Below are 21,253 nucleotides of genomic sequence, written 5' to 3'. Positions count from 1 at the left end.
CAGCAGTATTGATTTTCTCCATTTCAGTCAGTCCCGCAAACCGCAGCCGGATCCGGTCGATCAACAATCCTTTGCCCATCCTCGCATTGGTTTTTGCGGCGTGATTGACGAACGATTCGATATTGAACTAGTTAGAGAGCTGGCTCAGCGTCGCCCCGACTGGCAATTCATTTTCCTGGGACCCGTCGTTAAAATCAACCCGGCGAGTTTGCCGAAGGCTCCTAATGTGCATTACTTGGGTATGAAGTCGTATCAGGAAATTCCCCGGTACTTTGCTCACTGGGATGCGGCCATTTTACCCTTCGCGATTTGTCCGGCCACGCGATACATCAGTCCCACCAAAACGCCGGAGTATCTGGCATCGGGCTTACCCGTTGTTTCCACGCCGATTCACGATGTAATCAGAAATTACGGAAGCCGCAACTGGGTACACATTGCCGATACTGCTGAACGCTTTGAAGCGGCCCTGGAGCAGGCTCTGGCCGACAAAGGCATGACGCATCGGAAAGAAGTAGATACCTTCTTAAATGAAAATTCCTGGGATCGAGTCTGGAACGAAATGGCAGGTTTGATGAAGCTTCACGCTCAACCTGCCTAAGACAAACGTTTCATACCTGTGCATAAAACCTTGACGACGAGGCTATGGAGTAGCTTATAGCAACTATAACTTCACGTGAGAGTACCAACCCCATGCTGAACATTCAGTATGGGGTTTTGCTTGTAAAGCACTGGTTGTTAGAGGTCAGAGCCAATGAGATTACAGTAAAGGCAATCTTGTATTTAAAATTTTCAGGGCCTCGTAGGGGGAAGTCTGGGCTGAACTGTCCTAGTAACGTTCAATCGAGACCATCCATAAAAGCCATGAAAAAGTATGTATTGATTACCGGAGCAAGTTTAGGATTAGGGAAGGCCCTGGCCCTGGAGTTAGCCAGCCAGGGCCGGGACCTAATCCTGGTCGCCCTTCCCCAGGAAGGACTTCCTCAGCTCGCCCAAATGCTTGCTGAAACGTATGGGGTAACCGTGCGTACTTACGAAACCAATCTAATGCAGGCGGAAAACATTCGTCAGCTCATTCGCTGGCTGGAGGCCTCCGGATTTCGGGTTGATTTCCTCATTAACAACGCGGGTATTGGCGGTTCGAAAGCGTTCGATACGGCTGATTTAGAGCAGATCGAAAACATCATTCAGTTGAACGTAACGGGAACGGCACTCTTGACCCGATTGCTATTACCCTTTCTGCTGAAATTTCCCAAGTCTTACATTCTCAATGTTTCCAGTCTGGCGGCGTTTACGCCCATCCCCTACAAAACTGTATATCCGGCGTCCAAGGCGTTTATTTATTCGTTTTCCCTCAGTTTACGGGCGGAGCTGAGTGCGAAAGGCGTACAGGTCAGCGTGTTGCATCCGGGACCGATGCCTACGTCGGCGGAAAACCTGAATCGCTTACAAAAACATGGTTGGCTGGGCCAATGGAGTTGTTTATCCGTCGAAGAGGTGGCCCAGATTGCTTTAAAGCAGGTACGCCGTGGCCAATCGATTATTATTCCGGGTACACTCAATAAAGTAGGGTACTGGGCCGCCCGCTGGATTCCCTGGTCCTGGCGAGAACCCCTTCTGGTATTCATGCTTCGTAAAGAAATCTCCGCATGAAAATTTTACTCACGGGTGCTACGGGACTGCTGGGCAGTCATATCGCCGGGGCTTTGTTGCGGCAGGGGTACGCCGTAAAGGCTATGTACCGTTCCCTGCCCCAAGCGATCAGTCAATTACCCTGGTACCATCAGGTAGAGTGGGTACAGGGGCAGATGACATCGTTGCCGGATCTGGAAAGAGCAGCCTACGATTGCCTGGCAATCGTTCACGCGGCCGCTCGCACGGAGCCGTATCCGTCGAACGTTGAGGCTTATTTTGACGCCAATGTTTTGGCTACACGGCAGATTCTGGAAGTAACGCGTCGCCTGTCCATGCAACGACTGGTCTACGTAAGTACAGCGGCTATTTATCAGCCGGGAACGTATGAGAATCCCGCTACGGAAGAAAGTCCCTTCGCTTTTGACTTGATGCAGTCGGGCTACATTGCCAGCAAATATCAGGCTCAGCAGGAAGTGCTCGAAGCGGTAGTGGAAGGCGTTCCTGCCGTCATCGTCAATCCCACCTTTTTGCTGGGACCCTACGATTTCAAACCCAGCTCGGGAGCATTGATCAGTTATGTATTAAAGAATCGACGCGTCTTTTTTCCGGGTAGTGGGGGTAAGAATTTCATTGATGTACGCGATGCCGCGGACGCTACCGTACAAGCTCTGCAAAAGGGTCGAATTGGGGAAAGTTATTTACTGGCTGCTACCAACGTACCGTACGAAGTATTCTTTGAAACCGTAGCGAGTCTACTTCCCGAGAAACGTTCCCTGATTCCCATGCCCCGCAAACTCATGCGATCGGTGGGGCGACTAGGCACATTCGCTGAACGGTTGCTTGGCCATCCGTTGCGACTTAATTACATCAATACCGTGCTCGTTACCCAGGACAATTACTACAGCGGCCAGCGAGCCCGACAGGAACTGGGACTGATGAGTACTCCCTTTCAGGATTCCGTTCGTGATACGATTCATTGGTTTCAAGGGGAATCCTTCATTAACGCTTTTCAATCGTAAATCCATAAGCCATGAAAACATTCGTTTCTTTTCTCCTCATACTCGGTTTGATTCTTCACAGTTTCGCTCAGGCCACGACGATCGTTCCAGGCAAAGCAACTCTTTCACCGAAAACGGCATCGCGGCAGTTGTTTTATTTGCAACGCAGCAAAGATGCCAATACGGTAGTCTACGAAGCCAACGAATCGGCGGACCGAAAGTTGAACCCGAATAAGCCCGTCGAAGTATACTGGATTCGCTACGCTGAGCAGGGGCAAAGGGAAGATCTCTCCCGCATCCAATGGCAGCTGGCCTACGGCTATACGCACCAGCCGATGGCCGGTGAATCCTACGAGGTACGATTGAATGCTTTTCCCGAACGGGTCTTAAAGGTCCAGTACCATCAGGGGAAAGTGGTGGCTATGACGACGATTAGTGGGCAGCGGGCCTGTCTGCAAAAAGTCTTCGTACAACTGGATCCCAAAGCCCGGTTGGTACCCAAAGTCAAGTACGTAGAAATGTTCGGCGTGGACCCGGAAAGCGGGCGAGCCGTTTATGAACGCATCATTCCCTAAAATCCCGCGAGTTTTTCCTTTCAGTCCTGAATCCTCAAACTATACGCAGCTATAGGCGGCACTGGCTGCCCACTTCAGTACGTTTACGAATGGGTGAACCTCTGGAAAGGAGTTCGACGCAGTAAAAACATTCGGCAGGCGTTTGTCATCCTTTTTGGCCCCCCTTGGGCTGCTGACCGGAAGGGACGTATGGAAAGCAACGTTACTTCCGGTTGCATAGGCGTAGACCGACGTGGAAACCTACCCATCCCTGTACCGAGAAATCCGGGAAAAGGGTATACGCCGAAAACGCGGGTAGGCTATAGGTGGGCCGGATTTCGTGCCGACTATCCGCATCAAACGAAGACAGGTTGAACGTTGGCCCCACGGCCACGGCCAGTCCGTGGCTGATTTTCTTTTCGACAGCCAGCTCAAATCGGCCCAGGAAGCGGCCTTCTTCAAAGCTTTGCCACTGGGCGGGCAGTCGGAAGTTCGTGGTATAATCCACATTCAGCATCCAGCCTTTTTTCAAGTCTATGGCCGTTCCGAAGCCGTAACCAAAACTCCAGGCAGGTCGCGGTTCCGCATCGAGATTGGAACCTACGGTTAGAATATTGTAGAACCCCCGATGGCCCGTTTTAAACGTCAGATTGACCCGACTGGCTTCATTGGTGGAAATTTCCAGTCGCCGATATCCGTTTCGGTGCACGTAGCTAAAGAGGCCATACGGGGCCTTTTCGGCGTATCCGGCCATATTCAGCAAGCCAATCTGATGGCCACCCTTGATGTGTCGACTATAATTCAACGCACTACTGAGTTGCCAGCCGTTCAGGTCGCTGGCGGCAATGTTTAAAATACCCGCCAATTGGACACCCGTTGCCGGACCTACCCGAATGTTACCCACACCCGCCACCTGCGTACCCAGACTTTCATTGATGATCAGGTTTGCTACGCCCCCGAGTTGTACGCCGTGATGCAGGCTACCGATCATAATATTTCCGACTCCGGCTAGTTGTACGCCCGAGAGATCACCGCCTATAATATTTCCGATACCCGCACCCTGGAAACCCCGCATATCACGGCGAATGATATTACCGATACCCGCGAGTTGCGTGCCTTCTACCCGTTCGCCTACCAGGTTCGCGATACCTGCTACCTGTACGCCGTGGACATTGCCGCGTACTACGTTACCTAAACCCCCAATTTCTACTTCATTCACGCCCAACGAATAGCCCAGCAGCACGTTGTACGATAAATCATTGATGGCCCGGGCACTCAGCGTTGCATTGCTTCCCAGAAAAGGCAGTACCGAAACCTGGGTCTGACGGTGCAGGGTGTCACCCGATAGGTTACTTTCATGAATGGCCGATTTCGTAGACATCAACCAGTCGGTAAATCTGTTTTTACTGCGTTTCCAAAGCGAAATGCGGGATCTTGGTACGGAATCCGGTGAACTAAGTCGTATAACCTGTGGCGTAGCAACGGTTCGTCGGGTACTGGTGTCGGTTGACTGTCGGATGGGTAATGGCGGCAGAGTACGGGTGACGATGAACGGAGCCAGACGTATGTTCAGGGTATGACTTTGCCGGGAACGTACCCGGATCGTTTCCCCCACGTAATGTTGTTTCCGGACTTCGAGTAAAAGCTGCGGAAGATTGGTGGATAATTTGATCCGGTAAAAGCCGTAGGCGTCGGTAAGGGCGGCGGTGAAAGTCGTTTTTTCGTAGACGGAAACCTGAGTAATTTTGTGGCCCGTGTGTTCGTCGGTAATGTATCCTTCGAGGTAAAAATGTTTAGGCGTTTCCTCAGCATCTGGTTCTGGACTGGCCCGAAGAACGATGTGATTACCCCGGGAATGGTACTGAAGGGTGCCTTTGAATAACTGATCCAGAGCTTCGCGTACACTGACGTTGGTGGCTCGCAGGGTCACCAATCGGTTTTCGGAGATAAGGGCAGAGTGATACGAAAAGTTGAAATTCCCCCGCTGACTAAGCACCTGGAGCACCTGAGGCAGGCGTTCATTATGAACATCCAGGGAAACGAGCCGCTCCAGCGGGGGTACTTCCCCCCAGGCCGGCGTACAGCCCCAGGCGACGAGCAGGACAAAAAGCAGGCGAATCATTTTCAGAAGATTGAAGGAAGGTGGGCGAAGGCAAGGCTGCTTAAGGCGAGCAACCTGTACCTTCAAAAATGAACTGCGTACCCTGGCGACGAATGGTCAGTCCGTGTGAGTCGGCGATGGCCTGAAGAAGATTTTCCAGCGTATCTTTGGTTCGATCAAACGCGATCGTGGTGGGGCAGTTTCGAAGCGATTCGTTCCCAAGTTGCACATCGGCCTGATACACTTCATGGATCATCTGTACCACTTCACGGAGTGTCGCGTTATCAAAAACCGCTTTACCCGTTTGGTAGGTAAATACATTCGGGTCGAGGCGTTCGGTTTTCTGCATGGTAGCCGCCTGGGCGTCAAACGTGGCCTGTTGATCTTTGACGAGCGTCACTTCCGCATTGCGGGCTTTGAATACAACCTTCCCCGTTCGCACGGCTACCCGTACATTCGGATCATAGGCTCGTACGCTAAACGAGGTCCCTACCACCTGCACGGTCGTCTGACTGGCTTGAATACGGAATGGTTTCTCTTTATTCGGCGTAATATCAAAAAAGGCTTCCCCCGTCAATACCACCGAACGGAAATCGTCGGCAAAGGTTTCGGGATATTCGAGCTTACTGTTACGATTCAGCCACACTTTGCTGCCATCCGGCAATTCATGTACCGTAGAATGATCCGTAGCCGTAAAAGCCAGTTGCGGTACGGAAGCATTTCGCTGAAGCGTCCAGAATAACCAGCCCAGTCCCACCACAAGTACCACGGCCGCCGCAATGGAAGTACGCCAGGGGGTGAATCGACGTACGGGGGTGTCGGCTACCGGTGCGGGTTCATGGATTCGGTTTCGTAGTTTTTCCCAGGCCGCATCCGCATCGACGGGCGGGCGGGTTTGGAGGTTTCGGCTCGTTTCCCAGATTTTTTCGAAACGCTGCATTTCGCGTTCGGCATCGGATTCGCTGAGCCACTTGCGAACCCGCTGGGTTTCTTCCTCATTGGTTTCGCCCGCCAGGTATTTGCCAATGAGCCCATCCTCAATGGGTTCGTGAGAATCGCTATCCATGGCTTAAGCCCGTGTTTTAGAGTATAAGTTAATCATATGCGTGAATGCCTAACAGGATGAACAAAGGCAGGTACTCGGCCAGCTCGACGCGTAAAATCCGTAACGCCTTACCAATCTGGTTTTCAACCGTTTTTACGGATAAGCCCAGCCGATCGGCAATTTCCTGGTACTTCAATTCTTCAAAGCGGTTCATCGTAAAAATGAGCCGACATTGTTCAGGAAGCCGCTGGATGGCCGCCTGCAGGCGTTCGGATAGTTCGGAAGCCATCAATGCCTGGGCCGGAGCTTCCGAGGCATTGGCTTCGGCAAACTTATACTGCTGGTATTCCGCCTGAATGGCCAGATGTTTGATACGATTCAGGCAACGATTGTGTACCGCCCGATACAGGTACGATTTCAGGGAGGTTTCAATCGTTAGCGACTGCCGTTTTTCCCAGATCGTTACAAACACGCTTTGCACGATTTCTTCCGCGTCTTCCCAATCTTTGAGAAAGGAAAACCCGTACTGACACAGCGAAGCGTAATAATGCCGGAAGAGCGTTTCGTACGTACGTTGATCACCCTGCTGGATGGATCGCAGGATGTCCTGATCGGTTAAGGAACGATCATCTGGTTTTACAAACGGATTAGACCTACCATTCATTACTGGGCCTTTCGGAGTTATGACAACTGAAAACGGTTGTACCCTACGGATCGAAGAAAAAAAACAGGAATGAAGTCCCCGCGTGGGTAAAACCGAAATTGAGACAAGGATGATTCTTCCGCGAAAACCGTTGCATCCGGTCCGCCAGACGGCATCATCCCCTTCGAAAGGTACGGGAAGAAACCCGCCGGGAAACGTGTGATGCGAATGAACTGCGTCTTTCCAGGTTTCAGAGGTAGGGGGAGGGGACTGAATTGTACCCGTCCCTTACCGGGGTTTATTGTTATTACGTGTTTTCTTGATGGGCTTCCCGTATTTTTTCATCATCTCTTCGGCGTGATTACGTCGCACGTTCACTTTCTGATTTTTCGCACTTTTTTCGTGAAAAGCGGGTCCAACCGTTTCTTGAGGAGGCAATTTAATGGGTACGATCTTGTGAACGACTTTGGGAATTTCCTCCGAAATAAGATCCTGCGTAATGACAAGGTCTTCGGGCAGGGGACGTTCGGGAATGGGAACTCCCATCAGGGTTTCGATGGCCTTCCGATATTCCGTTTCTACCGGGGTAACGAAGGTCAGTGCAATACCTTTCTGATCCGCCCGACCCGTACGGCCGATGCGGTGGATATAGGTTTCCGGAATTTCAGGGACGTCGAGGTTGATGACGTGGGATACTTCCGAAATATCAAGGCCACGGGCAATTAAATCGGTAGCAATCAGGATGCGTAACTGACCTTCTTTGAAGGCCTGTACGGTATTGAAACGATAATTCTGGGCTTTGTTGGAGTGAATGACGCCAACCTGTTCGGGAAATTGCTCCTCGAGTTGTTCGAACAAACGGTCAGCCAGACTTTTGGTCGCGATAAAGACGAGTACTTTCCGCAGGCTTTCGTCGTGTTGAAGCAGGTATTCCAGCAGGTTTACTTTCGTTAGAAAGTTGGGAACCGGATAGGCCGACTGTTCGATATTATCCAGCGGCGTACCGACGGGCGAAGATTCCACGAAAACGGGACTGGTAAAGTGCGTCTGAATCAACGTATCTACTTCTTCCGTCATGGTGGCGGAGAATAATAGGTTCTGGCGTTTGGCGGGAAGTGAATCCAGGATGGTCGTTAGCTGCGAGCGGAAGCCCAGATTCATCATTTCGTCCACTTCGTCAATCACCAGTCGCTTGATCGTTTTGGTTTTCAGCGTACCCGTTGAAATCAGATCGATTAGGCGGCCGGGCGTCGCTACCAGTACATCCACTTCTTTTTTGAGTTCGGCTACGTGCGTTTTCAAATTCACGCCACCGTATACACCCAGTACCGCAAGGGTTTGGTACTTACTTAGTTGTTCCACCGCTTCCACGACCTGTACCACCAGCTCACGCGTCGGTACCAAAATTAAAAGCTGGGGCAGGCGATCTTTTGAAAATTGATAGTTCCGAAGTAGGGGGAGGAGGTAGGCGAACGTTTTCCCCGTACCCGTTTGTGCCAGCCCGCAAACATCTTTTCCCGACATTACGACTGAAAAAACCTTCTCTTGAATAGGCGTGGGCGTAGTATAACCCAAGTCTTCCAGTGCGTTTAAAAGCGGTTTGTGTAGGTTTAATTCTTCGAATGTCATGGCTTGTTTACGTTTGATGGCAGGTCTTTCGCTGCGGATGAAGGTACAAAAGTACGAAAAGCTGGGCAGTAGCCTCCCGGTTAAACGCAAGAAACCCGACTCAGAAAGCCGGGTTTCCTGGCGTTGAAAGAGAATAGCTTATTGTTTGCCAAATTCTCCGTCAGCGGTAATCATGACTTCTTCGCTAAGCATGTTAGCGGGAAATTTCGAGCCAATACCGAAATCACTACGCTTGATCGTGCCCGTAGCCCGGAAGCCAGCAGACTGTTTCTTATTGTTCGGATTCGTAATCGTTCCGCGGTACCACAAATCCAACGTCACGGGCTTGGTAACGCCATGAAGCGTCAGATTACCCATCAGTTTGTATTTGTCTGACCCATCTTTTTTAAGCGAGGTGCTCTTAAACGTCAGAGTCGGGTACTGGGCAGCGTCGAAGAAATCCGGTGATTTCAGGTGAGCGTCGCGTTTTTCTACACCGGTATTGATGGAAGCCGTCTGGCCCGTGAACTCAAACGTGGCATCGCTAAAATCTTCTTTCGTGGCCGTAACGGTGGCATCAAAATCCGTAAATGCTCCGGATACGGTTGAAATACCCGTGTGGGTTACGTCAAATTTCAGCTGAGCGTGATTCTTGTCCACCTTCCAGGTAGACTGAGCCATACTGGCCAGTGAGAAAGCCGTGAACAGCAGCGATAAAGCTAGTTTTTTCATTGTATTGGTTTACGTTAGTGCGTGGGCCAAAGGTATAAAAAATCTGAATTAAGCCTGCGGAGCCAATTGAATGTTCGCAATCAATTTGATGTCTTCGCCCAATGCCAGACCACCCGTTTCAGTTAACGCGTTGTAAGTCAGGCCAAATTCTTTCCGATTCACTACGCCGGTTACTTCAAAACCAATCTTGGTATTTCCGTACGCGTCCTTGGCAGATCCACCGTATTCAGCGGTTACTTCCACGGGTTTGGTAATGCCTTTCATGGTCAGGTTACCCGTCAATTTATAAACATCGCCTTTAACTTTCTGGAAAGAGGTAGATAGGAAGGAAATGTGGGGATAGGTTTCAGCGTCAAAAAATTCAGCCGATTTCAAGTGTTCGTCGCGTTGGGCCTGATTGGTATCGATGCTGTTCACGTCGAGTGAGAAGTGAATTTCAGCTCCTGAAAAATCGCTGAAATCATCATTGGTAGTAGCTCCACCGGTAAAGTTGTTGAATGAACCCGTTACCGTAGAAATCACCAGGTGCTTCACTTTAAACTGAACTTCGGAGTGTAGGGGGTCTACAGCCCATTTCGTAAGCGTTGACATAGAAAGAAAGTTAAAAAATGGATGAAAAATTACTATGATATAAAAACTAACACTGTTAACTAAAAAATAAAAAAATTAATTCAGCGATTGAATAAATCCGTTTACGGCATCTTCCAGTACCTGATTATGCCAGCCATTAGGGCCTTGCTGCGATTCAATCATTTGAATGCTTACTAATCCGTGTAAAATCGACCAGTAAGTATGAAATTTCAGAAAGTCATTCGTTGCCGGATGCTGGCTCAGGGCAATGGCTTCGCCAATAACCTGAAGCAAGACCTGACTAAAAGCCTGCATTTCCTCAACCTGATTAACGGTTTCACAGGCGGGCATGCCCATTCCGTACATGAGCTGATAGTAATGCTTGTGCTCGAAAGCAAACTTCGAATACGCCCGGGCCATGTCCATAAGCTGCTGCGAGGGGAGGGGAGAAATCGTCCGTGCAACCTGCAATTCCTGGGTCAGTAACCCAAAACCTTGTTTAATGAATTCCAGAAGAATCGCTTCCTTATTATCAAAGTGCTGGTAAATGACCGGAATACTGTATTCAATGGCATCCGCAATTTTGCGGATTGAAAGAGCCTGCCAGCCTTCCCGTTCTACCAGTTGCCAGGCCGCTAGCAAGATGCTACTTCTGACTTCCTGTTTCTGCCGTATTTTCCGCTCAACAATACCCAATGACTTTCTGATAAATTTTCTAACGGTGTTAACTGGATACAGATCTATTAAGTTCGGTAGGTATGTGTATATAATCATTCTAGAACTGCATTACACGTTTATAATTATTATAACGTTTATAAAACGTTATAATAATTACTTTGCGAATTTGATAGGTGCTTAATAGGCTATGGCTTTATAGTATCTACCTATGATTAATCTATTTTACAAGTATCTATTTGTTTGTTCTATTGAAACTAACCCTATTTCCATGCCGAATATACAAGCCTATTGCATGCTTTTCTATCCTACTATTTGGGTTTCATTGATGTATAGGTAGGCAAGTGTCGTAGGCATGCTTTTAAGAAACATGCCTACGACAGACGTATGCTAAATCTCACCATAAACTCTACCAATTAGGAATAACTTATTTACATTGATTAAGAAAGAGTCAAACCTATCACCTCATAAGTGGCACTAGCAAATCGGGCATCTTTCACTCATTACCTACTTACAATTTCTGAACAGATCATGCTAATACTTTTCCCTACATTCATGAATAGAATAGGAGAGTTCATCTGTAAGCTGACGTCATACCGAAAACACTATTTAACATAACTTAAATTATGAAACAGTTACGTATATTATTTTAAATAGTAACCTGGGTAATCTTTAGATGAAACGTTTTCTAATTCTCATATGCTTGTTAGCATATTCGTCGCTACTTGCCTGAATACAGAGGTAGAAATGAACAAGCCTTACGTCACTGCAAGGGGTAATCGGTTCAATGTTTACTATCTAGGTGGATACATTTTTGATCGGAGTAATCACCAAATGAAGATGTACTTTTCGTCCGAATAAAGTAAAAGGTACGCTGCCTTTTAAAGAGCAACGTACCTTTTACTACTTACTACGAAGGTACAAACAAATCTATCGGCCGGAGCTAGATCAAAGCTTCCAGAATAGTAGTAATGAGATCACCAGTACGAGGCCGATTTGTAAGGCCGTTAATACATAAATGTAGTTTGACTGGCCATTGGATTGGTTGAGCAACTCCTCGCCTACCTTCAATTGCAAAGCCGACAAATCGGCCAATGATTGATTCACCTGGCTGAATGCCGTATTTCCAGTTCCAACGAAAAGAATTTGCTGAGCCTGCGGTGTATTGGCCAAGTTTTTAATTAAATCTTTTTCTAACTGCGTATAAATTTCCAGCCGTTGTTTAAGCAACTCAAATTGCTCTGCTTCTCTATGGGTCAAATTCGTTGCAACGAACTCAGTCATCAACGAATCGATCTGCCGATTGGAACGATCCAGAGCAAAGGCTACGGAACTAGGCTGCGGATTCGTTTTGCTGAGTACGTAGGATTCGAGCTGAAGCCGTTTACTATATACTTGGGAGGTCAATTTAGCAATAATGGCAGTTGGCACTAGGCGGTCCTTGTAAATGGAAGCCGATGTTTGCTGAATTTGAGAAACGCTACGACGGCTAAGAAAGATACTAGTCAAGGTTAGACCCAACAGACTGGCAATCAATAAAGAGTTTCTGAGAATTGGCTTATTACGAGGTTTTTCCATGGCATAAATAAAGCTAATGATGGTAGTCTGACAGAAACCAAGCGGAAAGCAAAGCATCCACCCACCAATCAAAACGGGACAAAATATGAGTTGTAATTAGTTAAGCTTGATGCCCAATATAAGAAATAGCAAACAAATAGTGAGTAAAATGCTATGAATTGCTGCCAATTTATGGGTTGAGCCAACAAGAATGACTTTATCGGAAAACCACGTCTGAACTTGATTGTTTTGCAAAAAAAGACCTAGTAAACCGCCCGTCGTATTTGCTTTAGATAAACTACTCAAAGAAGAGTATCCGCTCATTCAAGCAAATGTGATGGAACATTCAAAGTAAAAGTTCCTAGTTTTGAGAGTCTTACCTATAGCCGTTCGTTCAACAACTCATTACATCAATCATGAAAATCGTATTGTCTCTGTTTTTTGCCTGCATGTATGTTAGCTGCTATTCACAAAGCCATGACATTACTAAAGAAAAATGGCATTGGGGTAACCCTTCCAAACAGGATACCACTGCCGGGTACGCACAAGTACTGAGGGTGGATAATATTCTATACATTTCTGGTGCGGTAAGCTCTAAGGTTACACCCGAAGGGATACGACAAGTATATGAAGCTTTGGAAAAATCCCTAAAAAGCTACGGGGCTACTTTTCAAAATGTAGTAAAAGAGAATTTATATACAACGGACCTTGAAGCCATGAAAAGGTATAACTCCGTAAGAAAAGCATTTTATAAGGGAGATTTTCCGGCAGCAACTTGGGTTCAGGTATCGAGGCTTTACATGCTTGATGCAAAACTGGAAGTTGAGTTAGTAGCTCATTTGCCTAAATAATCCAGCGAAGGTAATTTTCTGTGAAGCGGATCGACGAAAGAAGAAACCTGCTCTTGTAGTTCTAACTGTTTCGTGTATAGAGCTTCTCAGTAACAAGGCTAGGCGTCAGCCTAGAGAAAGGATAAAGCCATATCCTCTCTAGGCTGCTCTTTTTACAGAAAACGTAATGCGAATGTCTACTCACGTTTTACTTTTAGCCCCGTTCGATCAGGAATTAACCCTTTGAGTCCCCAGCCCCCGAAGTCTTCGGAGATAGCCAGCCAGAGTTCGTTCGTACCTTTTTTCAATCTCAAATAAAGCTCATCAAAATAGCCAATCGTACCTAGAAACCGATAATCACGGGAGAGAAACACGTCCTGACCACCGTATACCAATTGTCCGTTGAGATACACCTTGACCCGATCACTAAATCCAAATTGAAATTTCTTGATTTGAGCTTGGTCAGCGATTAGCGTCACTTTCGCGAAAACGGTATTAGCCAGGCTATCCAGCGGATGCAGGCGGGATACGTTGATGAGTCCCGACGGCTCACCAAGCAACGTCTGCCAGCTTAAGCGACGCGTTAATTCAAACGGAAGGTCATACCGATTATGCAATTGTTTCTCAGCGAAAGGATTCGAAATTTGCCAGGCTAACACAGTACCCGGAATCGGGGAAGCCTGAGGTTTGAATGGACCTATCAAAGGAGCCGGGTCCATTGGGGTGTAACGAAAATTGGCAAACCGGACCGAAGTAGTGGCTTCGTTGGTCAGACTAATTCGCCCTGCTCTTCCTTGATGTTTTAGAGCGTGAATAATGAAATCCGGTTTGGTTGCCTCTGCCAGGTACACCTCCGCCTTTGAATCCTGAACGATCAATTTAACGTGTACCCACTCTTCCAAAGGATACGTAACGGCGGTAGAATAGCCATCGCCGTAGTACAATTGCCAGGCCCCCTCGCCCTTGAAGACGGGTGTATATTGGATGGCATCGGGATTACCCAGTTGGTGGGGACGTAGATAAACTAGTTCAAGGTTGTTCTGATCCTGGACCCGAAACCCAAAACCAGGAAAGTAACGATGTGGCAACAGAGCCATATCAAATTCAATAATGCCGTTTTTAAACGTACTGTCTTTTAGGTACACATTACCCTGGGTAAGTTCAATACAGGCCTGTCCCCGGTAGGTTTCATGGGCTATTTTCCCGGCAAACATCCAATAGGTTGTATCGAAAGGAACGGTAGTTTGGGTCCACGCATTAGTAACGATGAAGCATAAGCCTAGAAGCAGCATTCGTAATTTCATTAGATCAGGTTTGGTTTATTTAAAAAACGATTTGTTAACAGCAATACTCCTGGTATAGCTACAGCTACCTTGAGAAAGTAGCCCAAAGACTTTTGTTAGTTCTCTAGCGGAAAAGTTGAGTACGCCTCGCCTACCCTCTACTCCTCAGAAAGTTCTTGATGGGCTAGCTGGCTCCTGTCACTCTTCATTAATCAGACCTTGTCTATCCAAGGACGAGTCTCAGCCAGAGGCTTGCTACGATAAACTTCTTCACTGGATAGGATGAATAACCGAACTCCGTAATCCCAGCTGATGATGGAAGAAAGCCAGCCGTTCCTTAGGTATTGTTTTTATATTTAGGCGGCACGAAATTGAATTGGAAAGGAAAAACAAGCCATTCAAACTTGTTCAAGTGCTGTTCAAAAACGTTCAGGTACGCAGTCTATGAGAATTGACCAGGAAAGTGAATGGTTAGCCCGGTGCCGACAGTTAATCGAAGAAAACGTAGGCTGGGGTTCTGCCGAAAGCTGGTCCACGCAGGATTTCGAACGACTCAGTGAAGAGATCGCTGACCAAACAGCCGTATCCTTGAGTGTGACTACGCTCAAGCGGGTATGGGGACGGGTGAAGTATGATTCGGCACCAACGGCTACCACGTTGAACACCTTGGCCAGGTTCGTAGGCTATACCAGTTGGCAACACTTTAAAAGCACCACAAAGTCCTTATCTCCCGAAGTCTCTTCACCCAAGATTGATTCGCTGGAAACTAAAAGCAATCGGTACGTTCGGTTCAGTACAGGATGGCTCGTAGCTGGGGTGTTGATAGGTTTGCTTATTACCGGTGCATTCTTCCTACGTACTACAAAGCGACAACCGCTTTCCTCCGCTAATTTTTCGTTCAGTAGCACGTACGTGGCTACAGGCATTCCCAATTCGGTATTGTTTCACTATCATGCCGAAGCCTCCCCTATCGATTCCGTCTTTATCCAGCAATCGTGGGATCCGAATCGGCGTCAGCGGGTTCCCAAAAACGGCCACGTACACACAGCCCTTTACTACCAGCCGGGCTACTTTCGGGCCAAACTTATCGTTGGAGATCAAATAGTACGCGAACAAGATCTGCTTATACCGTCCCAGGGTTGGCATGTAGCTGTACTGCAGGAACCCGTTCCAGTGTATTTTAAGGCTGAGCCGCTCATAAAATCAGGTCGCTTGAGCTTACCCGCAGCACGCATTCAGCAGCAATCGATTTCCATGCAGCCGGTGCCCCCTAGAGTTCAATACCGATACGTGAAGGAATTCGAGGGGCTTCGTAGTGATCATTTTCGATTCGAAACGCGGGTCAAGAGTGATTACCAACAAGGTTCTGCCATTTGTCAACGGTTAGAAATCATGATTTTATGCAAGAACGAGTATTTCGCCATACCGCTGTCGGCGAAAGGTTGCGTTGGCGACTTGTCACTGGAGCTAGCGGGACATACGGTGCATGCTACCCATACCGATTTATCTGGACTGGGAGCCGATCTCTCGCACTGGGTCGATGTTCGTTGCGAAGTGCGAGAGCGACACGCCAGCGTATTTGTAGCGGGTCAAAAAGTCTATGAGACTGACTTACCTAATGAAGGGAAAGGTATTGTCGGGGTTGGTTATGAATTTGCCGGAACCGGTTCCGTGGATTTCGTGCGGTTTTCTCAGCTCGATGGTACCGTAGTTTTTGAGGAAGATTTTAACAAATAACCCTCCTTTTAACCTTACTGCTTTCTAACAAAGGCTGTTTTAAATTAGGGAGTCCCTCCGCCAAAGTTGCGAAAGTGGTAAATGAAGCTTACCAGAAAGTACCGCGATAAAACTCGGTTTTGTCGTTCCTCGGTGTACAACTCCGTAACATTTCGGCTGACGTTGGTATTCTGCTTAAGCAAATCAAAAACGAATAACTGGATTTCCGCCTGTTGCTTTTTCAAAAATTTCTGACTCAGAGAAACATTCCAAAGGGTGTATCGCTGAGCCGGACCAGCCGTATTGCCACCATAACTCTGATAAGTTGCATCGGTACTAAACCGTAGGTGAAAATTCCATTCGTAATAGAAAGTCCCCGAAATGGAGGTATTCACAAAGGAAGTATTTCGCTGACTTTGCAGCGAATACCGGGCTGCCTGATACGTAAGCGTCGATCGAAGATTGTAGCCGAGTTGTTTCTCGAAGGATGAGTTGAGCTGAAGCTCCGGACTTATCATCACGGTATTCAACTGATTGATCTGATCGTTGACGAAGGTAAGGCTCCGATTATACGTAACCGACGAGCCCGTACTCAGGTGTAGTTTCAGTCCCTGAAGCTGCCGACCATAGTTTACATTACCTGACAACAAATAATGGCCATTGGTATTAATAGGCAAAGTGGTCTGCACACCCTGCTGATCAAAACGAACGGACTCTACTATCTTATTCGTCACCTGATTAGCATTGACATTCACAAAGAAATTTTCGAAGGTCGTAGGGTTGAAGGCATTGTAATTGAAGTTAAGTGAATGCGTAAACTCTTGCCTCAGGTTAGGATTACCCCGTTGAATCAATAAAGGATTGGTATTATTAGCGACGGGCTGTAATTGGTCCACACTCGGGGCTTGGGTTTGCCCCTGATAATTAATCCGAAAATAACGGTCGTTTTTCAGGTTGATACTCATCATCGCAACGGGCAACAGGCTAATGAACTCCTTGCTAATCGTCCGGTTCAGGGAGATACTCTTCAACTGAGCTCGCTGTACGTCTAAGCCAAGATTAAACAAATTTTTTCCTTGATTTCGCTGGAACAGCAAGCCCGCTGCGTGGCTGGGGTAACTGGACCGAAAGCGGTTGGAAAGCGAGTCGTTCCGCCGATCGTACTGCTGACTCATTTCGTTAAAGTCGCGTACTTCCCGATTGGAAAACCCCGGGTTACTCTGAAATTGATAATGGAATTCAAGCCGGTTCGCTTCCGAAAGCGGCTCGCTGAATGCGGCATTGACCTGATGACGAGTCGAGCGAGTCAACTGTTCATTTTGCTGATTAACTACTAAATTCTGTCGTTTACCAAAATATTCATTGACTGATCTAGTAAGCCCGCTGTTCTGCTGCCGATTCAGAAAAAGAGTATAGTTCAGCAGCAGATTTCTTCCCTTTTTCAAAAAATTACGATTAAAACTGACATTCGTTGAACCGCTGATTCCGGTACCGTCGCTCGTATTCTCCGTGCGACTCTCATTGATCGGATTTGTGAAATCGGTACCCGTTGGAAAGGTTTGGGAATAGCGGTCGGAACGGTTACGGGACTGCTGGAGCATAAACGATGAGTACACTCGCAAGCTCGTCAACGAGTCTATTTCCTGATTAAAGTGCATGTTCAGCGTATGGCTCCCATTTTCGGCATCAGACAGACTTGATTCCCGCAAAAGATAAGACGTATCGGGCAAGGCGTAGGTCCGCAGGCTTTGTTGCTCATTGCGGGACTTAATGCGGTTACCACGATAGCTCAGGCCCAAATTCGTACCTTTACCCCAGCGATCTTGATAATTCAAACCACCGAGTAGCGTCCGGTTGATGGAACTACTACTACCCGGACCATTATTCGTATTGTTGATTTGAGCGATGACGGAAATCTGTTTAGCCTCCTGAAAACGGTTCAGATTCAGCCGGGCCGAATAACGGGGTGTACCTCCGCTCTGATCCGGGCCACCGCTTAGTTCCTGATCGCCGAAAAGTCCTTTCCTACGGTCTTTCTTGGTAACGATATTAATGGTCTTATTCCGGGTACCATCATCCATTCCCGAAAGTTGAGTCTTTTCCGATTTCTGATCAATCAGCTGAATTTTCTCCACTAGATCAACGGGAAGATTTTTGGTAGCCATTTTAGGATCACCATCAAAAAAAGGTTTCCCATCCACTAAAATTTGGGCAACCTCCCGCCCTTGTGCTTTGATGTTACCCTCTTTATCAACCGTGATGCCGGGCAGTTTACTAAGAAGTTTTTCAACAACGGCACTAGGTTCCGTCTGAAAGGCTTGTGGATTGTATTCGATCGTATCTTTTTTGACCGTCACGGGTGGAAGTTGCCGCCGAATGACTACCTCCGCCAAATCGCGGGCGTTGGCTTGTAAACGGATGGGGTCGAGTTGATAGGTTGAATTGGATACCCGCAGCGAAGTACTACGCATCTGATAACCAATGTACGTAACGATGAGCCAGTAGCTGCCTTTGGCAACGGCTGGTAAAACAAACTGACCGGCCTCATTACTACGGGTTCCTTTGATTAGTACCGAATCAGGAAAAGAAAACAAAGTGATACTGGCATCCGATAAAGCCGCGTGACTGGTAGAGTCCTGAATTTGACCCTTGATCTGTACCTGCCCACTCGCCCATTGCCAAGCTCCACAGATCAATCCCAAAACAAAAAGCAGTCGCATGGTTTACCGAATAAGCTTACTATACTTTTGACAAAGATGGCAAATGCTTTGGATTGAATACAAGACCGTTGCCTGGTTCAAATGACCTACTTAGTAAATTTATCTAGTCCAAGCTCACCGAATTAAAAGTAAACGATGTACTTACGTTAATCTAACAAACGGCTAAACCTGCTTAAGATCATACGAGTACAGATTCCTTACGTCTTTGGGAGAAGCGGTATTCCTTTATTTTATTAGTAAAGAGCAGTAGGTCCGGCCATCTTTTAAAGAAAGAAAATCGTATAAGACAGTTTGACATTTCCTGGAAAAATGAATCAGTATTCAGAAAAACCAACGATTTGTACCAATCAGGTCTTATCCTAAACCTTCAAAACATGGACTCAGCATGCCTGTCTCACCAACCGTCTGTCCATAGTATCGGCAGAACACCTTCCCTATTTGCCGTAGATCAGCTTACGTTTGCGTTCATATTTAAGTAATGCCCAATTTGCAGCCGTTAAAAAAATGCGGCTGTCGGACTATTTAATGCAAAGCTGCCGACATTCTCACCCTTTCTTAAATTTACTAACATACGTTAAACGTACCATTGACTATGATTAGACCCTTCAAATCACTGCTTACACTGGCTTGCCTTTGTTGCGTTCTTGCAAGTACCTCTTGCCACAATGCTAGCAAAGAAGATCAAAAAGCCAAGGATACCGCACAATCCACTGAAGCGGAACAAAAAATGGAGGTTCCTAACGCAGAGGCTTCCCAATCTTTTGATATTAATAGCATTCCGGTATCTACCCATCCGCTTGAAGCCTTTCCCTTTTTCAGTCTTCCCAAGGGCTTAGTCGAACAAAATAAGCCCGTCCAGCGGAGTTATGATAAGCTGTTTTTTGCCATCAACGGTGTTATGACTCCGCTCGAGGGGAAAGTCTGGAAAAGTTACATTGTCACTGAACCAGGTAGTACCGAAGAGTGGTCGCAGCCCTATTTTGAGAAAAGCTATGACGACGCGATTACCAAAGTGGGGGGCGTCAAGATATTCGATGGCGAAATTACGAAAGCCGAGTACGAACGTTACCATAATCAGGCTTCCTATTTAGGTGAGGATGGCTCGATTGGTTATGATGGCGAAAACATAAAAGTGTATGTCATTCACCGAGCAGATGGGGGAGACATCTATATCCAGCTCAGCGGAAACAGTGCTTCCGGTAAACTCAATATCCTGCAAAAGGAAGCGTTCAAGCAAACCATCACTCTGCTGAAAGCCGATCAAATCCAAAGCCAGTTGGCTGAAAAAGGGAAAGCGGTCCTATACATCAACTTTGATGTCGATAAAGCTACGTTGAAGCCTGAAGGCCAAGAAGCAGTACAAGAAATCGAAAAGGTACTAAAAAGTGATAAAGGACTCAAAATCAGCATTGAAGGTCACACGGATGATACCGGCAATGCCGATCATAATAAAAAGTTATCGGAAGATCGGGCTAAAACTGTACTTAAGGCGTTGGTCGTATCCGGTACCGATCAATCCCGATTGAAAGCCGTCGGCTACGGTGCTCAAAAACCTTTGGTACCGAATGATTCGGAAGAGAATAAAGCAAAGAATCGACGCGTAGAACTAGTGAAGATAAACTAGTAGAGCAAGAAAGATTCGGGGAGGGGCTTTATGCCCCTCCTTGGCGTTAGATAGGCCTAGTACTTTTTTCAAAACTAGCTAATCGTTAATCAAACAGCCCACTGCTTTGGTATAAGCCAGGGGTACAGGTTTGCCCTGCAGGCTGTACTCGAGTGCTTCTTTTAGATAGTGCCGTTGCGGAGCGATTCGGTAGGAACCCAGTTGGTAGAATTGATCGTCAATACTTCCCTGATATAAAACCTGATTGGTAGCCGAAAGAAGTACTACTTCGGGGGTTGTGGTCACTTTATAGCGACGTACGAATTGATGCTTAGGATCAAGCCGATGCGGTAAGCTGAGCTTGTATTCGTGTTGAAAAGCCTTGACCTCAGATTCCTTCAGCTGAGCCGTTGGATAAATAAGCTCGAACGAAACACTGCCTTGGTATTCATCGGCTAGCTTCTGAACCCGCGGCGTTATTTTCTGACAAATCGGGCATTCCGTATCGGTAAAGAGCAGCACCCGCAATTTACCGGCGGGCGGCTGGGCGTTGGAAGGCCCCAGCCACAGCAGAAAAAAATGAAGTACCCAGACGTACATGTCTACAAGAGATTTAAAATATTTTCCATGACGTAAGCATGCGTGCCCATCCATTTGGCATTGCCGTCAAGCCGGGTAACTTCCACTCGGATTTTATCCAGGAAAGCTCCCATGCAATAGGTTTCGATGGCTTCTTGTATCGGCTTTGTAATTAACTCACCAGCTTGGGCAAGAATTCCGTCGATGATAATTATTTCGGGATTGAGAATGGTAATGGCAGTAGCCAGCCCTTTGCCTAATTGAAAGCCGGTATCGTACATCACCTGGCTCACTAAGGGATCCTGCCACTGGGCCAGCTCCAGTACGCGATCAATTGTTAACGCTGCTATTTCCTGTTCAGTATACGCGTCGTTCTCCTTCATTAGCTGCTGAATTCGACGTACAAC

At 47.3% G+C, this 21,253-nt stretch carries 20 protein-coding genes; 8 read left to right on the top strand and 12 right to left on the bottom strand.

Features of this window, described 5'->3' with window-relative positions:
• The 4 genes from ACOJTG_RS02590 to ACOJTG_RS02575 all read left to right on the top strand — a co-directional run.
• On the top strand, positions 1-598 hold a 598-nt coding region (locus ACOJTG_RS02590), incomplete at its 5' end, for a glycosyltransferase (protein ID WP_420152376.1).
• A gap of 263 nt (positions 599-861) precedes the next feature.
• On the top strand, positions 862-1,650 hold the full coding sequence (locus tag ACOJTG_RS02585; protein WP_420152375.1) for an SDR family NAD(P)-dependent oxidoreductase: 789 nt from the start codon (positions 862-864) through the stop codon (positions 1,648-1,650).
• Positions 1,647-2,651, top strand: coding sequence for an NAD-dependent epimerase/dehydratase family protein (locus tag ACOJTG_RS02580; protein WP_420152374.1), 1,005 nt, complete (start codon positions 1,647-1,649; stop codon positions 2,649-2,651). The genes ACOJTG_RS02585 and ACOJTG_RS02580 overlap by 4 nt, the downstream gene beginning before the upstream one ends.
• Positions 2,652-2,662: 11 nt before the next feature.
• On the top strand, positions 2,663-3,205 hold the full coding sequence (locus ACOJTG_RS02575) for a DUF4833 domain-containing protein (protein WP_420152373.1): 543 nt from the start codon (positions 2,663-2,665) through the stop codon (positions 3,203-3,205).
• A 202-nt stretch (positions 3,206-3,407) separates the two neighbouring features.
• Here the strand turns inward: ACOJTG_RS02575 and ACOJTG_RS02570 are convergent, their stop codons facing one another.
• The 4 genes from ACOJTG_RS02570 to ACOJTG_RS02555 form a co-directional block, all read right to left on the bottom strand.
• Positions 3,408-5,306 carry an STN and carboxypeptidase regulatory-like domain-containing protein gene (locus tag ACOJTG_RS02570; RefSeq protein WP_420152372.1) on the bottom strand — a complete coding sequence of 633 codons (1,899 nt, stop codon included), beginning with the start codon at positions 5,304-5,306 and terminating at the stop codon, positions 3,408-3,410.
• A 40-nt stretch (positions 5,307-5,346) separates the two neighbouring features.
• Positions 5,347-6,351 carry a FecR domain-containing protein gene (locus ACOJTG_RS02565; RefSeq protein WP_420152371.1) on the bottom strand — a complete coding sequence of 335 codons (1,005 nt, stop codon included), beginning with the start codon at positions 6,349-6,351 and terminating at the stop codon, positions 5,347-5,349.
• 28 nt (positions 6,352-6,379) lie between these two features.
• Positions 6,380-6,994 carry an RNA polymerase sigma-70 factor gene (locus ACOJTG_RS02560; RefSeq protein ID WP_420152370.1) on the bottom strand — a complete coding sequence of 205 codons (615 nt, stop codon included), beginning with the start codon at positions 6,992-6,994 and terminating at the stop codon, positions 6,380-6,382.
• Between the two features lie 267 nt (positions 6,995-7,261).
• Positions 7,262-8,602, bottom strand: coding sequence for a DEAD/DEAH box helicase (locus ACOJTG_RS02555; protein ID WP_420152369.1), 1,341 nt, complete (start codon positions 8,600-8,602; stop codon positions 7,262-7,264).
• Between ACOJTG_RS02555 and ACOJTG_RS02550 the strand changes: the two genes are divergently transcribed.
• A complete protein-coding gene (locus tag ACOJTG_RS02550; protein ID WP_420152368.1) occupies positions 8,601-8,729 on the top strand; it encodes a hypothetical protein in 129 nt (42 codons plus the stop codon). The genes ACOJTG_RS02555 and ACOJTG_RS02550 overlap by 2 nt on opposite strands.
• Before the next feature lie 11 nt (positions 8,730-8,740).
• Here ACOJTG_RS02550 and ACOJTG_RS02545 read toward each other — a convergent pair whose 3' ends face one another.
• From ACOJTG_RS02545 to ACOJTG_RS02530, 4 genes are all read right to left on the bottom strand, one after another.
• Complete coding sequence (locus ACOJTG_RS02545) at positions 8,741-9,313, bottom strand: YceI family protein (RefSeq protein ID WP_420152367.1); 573 nt, start codon at positions 9,311-9,313, stop codon at positions 8,741-8,743.
• Positions 9,314-9,361: 48 nt separating this feature from the next.
• Complete coding sequence (locus ACOJTG_RS02540) at positions 9,362-9,904, bottom strand: YceI family protein (RefSeq protein WP_094811593.1); 543 nt, start codon at positions 9,902-9,904, stop codon at positions 9,362-9,364.
• A 75-nt stretch (positions 9,905-9,979) separates the two neighbouring features.
• Positions 9,980-10,579 (bottom strand): TetR/AcrR family transcriptional regulator, encoded by a 600-nt coding sequence (locus ACOJTG_RS02535; RefSeq protein WP_420152366.1) that lies wholly within the window; start codon positions 10,577-10,579, stop codon positions 9,980-9,982.
• A gap of 927 nt (positions 10,580-11,506) precedes the next feature.
• Positions 11,507-12,136 carry an MCP four helix bundle domain-containing protein gene (locus tag ACOJTG_RS02530; protein ID WP_420152365.1) on the bottom strand — a complete coding sequence of 210 codons (630 nt, stop codon included), beginning with the start codon at positions 12,134-12,136 and terminating at the stop codon, positions 11,507-11,509.
• 395 nt (positions 12,137-12,531) lie between these two features.
• Here ACOJTG_RS02530 and ACOJTG_RS02525 point away from each other — a divergent pair, with 395 nt between their 5' ends.
• Positions 12,532-12,966, top strand: coding sequence for a RidA family protein (locus tag ACOJTG_RS02525; protein ID WP_420152364.1), 435 nt, complete (start codon positions 12,532-12,534; stop codon positions 12,964-12,966).
• 176 nt (positions 12,967-13,142) lie between these two features.
• Here ACOJTG_RS02525 and ACOJTG_RS02520 read toward each other — a convergent pair whose 3' ends face one another.
• Complete coding sequence (locus ACOJTG_RS02520; protein WP_420152363.1) at positions 13,143-14,249, bottom strand: hypothetical protein; 1,107 nt, start codon at positions 14,247-14,249, stop codon at positions 13,143-13,145.
• 423 nt (positions 14,250-14,672) lie between these two features.
• Here ACOJTG_RS02520 and ACOJTG_RS02515 point away from each other — a divergent pair, with 423 nt between their 5' ends.
• A complete protein-coding gene (locus tag ACOJTG_RS02515) occupies positions 14,673-15,965 on the top strand; it encodes a hypothetical protein (protein WP_420152362.1) in 1,293 nt (430 codons plus the stop codon).
• A 44-nt stretch (positions 15,966-16,009) separates the two neighbouring features.
• Here ACOJTG_RS02515 and ACOJTG_RS02510 read toward each other — a convergent pair whose 3' ends face one another.
• Positions 16,010-18,664 (bottom strand): outer membrane beta-barrel protein, encoded by a 2,655-nt coding sequence (locus tag ACOJTG_RS02510; RefSeq protein WP_420152361.1) that lies wholly within the window; start codon positions 18,662-18,664, stop codon positions 16,010-16,012.
• A gap of 727 nt (positions 18,665-19,391) precedes the next feature.
• Between ACOJTG_RS02510 and ACOJTG_RS02505 the strand changes: the two genes are divergently transcribed.
• Positions 19,392-20,288 carry an OmpA family protein gene (locus ACOJTG_RS02505; RefSeq protein WP_420152360.1) on the top strand — a complete coding sequence of 299 codons (897 nt, stop codon included), beginning with the start codon at positions 19,392-19,394 and terminating at the stop codon, positions 20,286-20,288.
• 78 nt (positions 20,289-20,366) lie between these two features.
• Here the strand turns inward: ACOJTG_RS02505 and ACOJTG_RS02500 are convergent, their stop codons facing one another.
• Both ACOJTG_RS02500 and ACOJTG_RS02495 read right to left on the bottom strand, forming a co-directional pair.
• The gene (locus ACOJTG_RS02500) at positions 20,367-20,867 is read right to left on the bottom strand and encodes a thioredoxin-like domain-containing protein (RefSeq protein WP_420152359.1); all 501 of its coding nucleotides are present in this window, start codon (positions 20,865-20,867) and stop codon (positions 20,367-20,369) included.
• A gap of 2 nt (positions 20,868-20,869) precedes the next feature.
• A partial coding sequence (locus ACOJTG_RS02495; protein WP_420152358.1) for an ROK family protein occupies positions 20,870-21,253 on the bottom strand: 384 nt, incomplete at its 5' end.

The sequence above is a fragment of the Siphonobacter sp. genome (assembly GCF_048595215.1).
Lineage (GTDB): Bacteria > Bacteroidota > Bacteroidia > Cytophagales > Spirosomataceae > Siphonobacter.
The sequence above is the reverse complement of the archived record's forward strand: the minus strand, read 5'-3'. Positions and strand labels throughout refer to the sequence as shown.

What these genes read in the sequence shown, in the direction of transcription:
- ACOJTG_RS02550 (WP_420152368.1), top strand. Translation starts at nt 8,601, where the DNA reads ATGGCTTGTTTACGTTTGATGGCAGGTCTTTCGCTGCGGATGAAGGTA.
- ACOJTG_RS02525 (WP_420152364.1), top strand. Translation starts at nt 12,532, where the DNA reads ATGAAAATCGTATTGTCTCTGTTTTTTGCCTGCATGTATGTTAGCTGC.
- ACOJTG_RS02555 (WP_420152369.1), bottom strand. Translation starts at nt 8,602, where the DNA reads ATGACATTCGAAGAATTAAACCTACACAAACCGCTTTTAAACGCACTG.
- ACOJTG_RS02515 (WP_420152362.1), top strand. Translation starts at nt 14,673, where the DNA reads ATGAGAATTGACCAGGAAAGTGAATGGTTAGCCCGGTGCCGACAGTTA.
- ACOJTG_RS02580 (WP_420152374.1), top strand. Translation starts at nt 1,647, where the DNA reads ATGAAAATTTTACTCACGGGTGCTACGGGACTGCTGGGCAGTCATATC.
- ACOJTG_RS02500 (WP_420152359.1), bottom strand. Translation starts at nt 20,867, where the DNA reads ATGTACGTCTGGGTACTTCATTTTTTTCTGCTGTGGCTGGGGCCTTCC.
- ACOJTG_RS02565 (WP_420152371.1), bottom strand. Translation starts at nt 6,351, where the DNA reads ATGGATAGCGATTCTCACGAACCCATTGAGGATGGGCTCATTGGCAAA.
- ACOJTG_RS02520 (WP_420152363.1), bottom strand. Translation starts at nt 14,249, where the DNA reads ATGAAATTACGAATGCTGCTTCTAGGCTTATGCTTCATCGTTACTAAT.
- ACOJTG_RS02575 (WP_420152373.1), top strand. Translation starts at nt 2,663, where the DNA reads ATGAAAACATTCGTTTCTTTTCTCCTCATACTCGGTTTGATTCTTCAC.
- ACOJTG_RS02545 (WP_420152367.1), bottom strand. Translation starts at nt 9,313, where the DNA reads ATGAAAAAACTAGCTTTATCGCTGCTGTTCACGGCTTTCTCACTGGCC.
- ACOJTG_RS02585 (WP_420152375.1), top strand. Translation starts at nt 862, where the DNA reads ATGAAAAAGTATGTATTGATTACCGGAGCAAGTTTAGGATTAGGGAAG.
- ACOJTG_RS02570 (WP_420152372.1), bottom strand. Translation starts at nt 5,306, where the DNA reads ATGATTCGCCTGCTTTTTGTCCTGCTCGTCGCCTGGGGCTGTACGCCG.
- ACOJTG_RS02510 (WP_420152361.1), bottom strand. Translation starts at nt 18,664, where the DNA reads ATGCGACTGCTTTTTGTTTTGGGATTGATCTGTGGAGCTTGGCAATGG.
- ACOJTG_RS02560 (WP_420152370.1), bottom strand. Translation starts at nt 6,994, where the DNA reads ATGAATGGTAGGTCTAATCCGTTTGTAAAACCAGATGATCGTTCCTTA.
- ACOJTG_RS02505 (WP_420152360.1), top strand. Translation starts at nt 19,392, where the DNA reads ATGGAGGTTCCTAACGCAGAGGCTTCCCAATCTTTTGATATTAATAGC.
- ACOJTG_RS02530 (WP_420152365.1), bottom strand. Translation starts at nt 12,136, where the DNA reads ATGGAAAAACCTCGTAATAAGCCAATTCTCAGAAACTCTTTATTGATT.
- ACOJTG_RS02540 (WP_094811593.1), bottom strand. Translation starts at nt 9,904, where the DNA reads ATGTCAACGCTTACGAAATGGGCTGTAGACCCCCTACACTCCGAAGTT.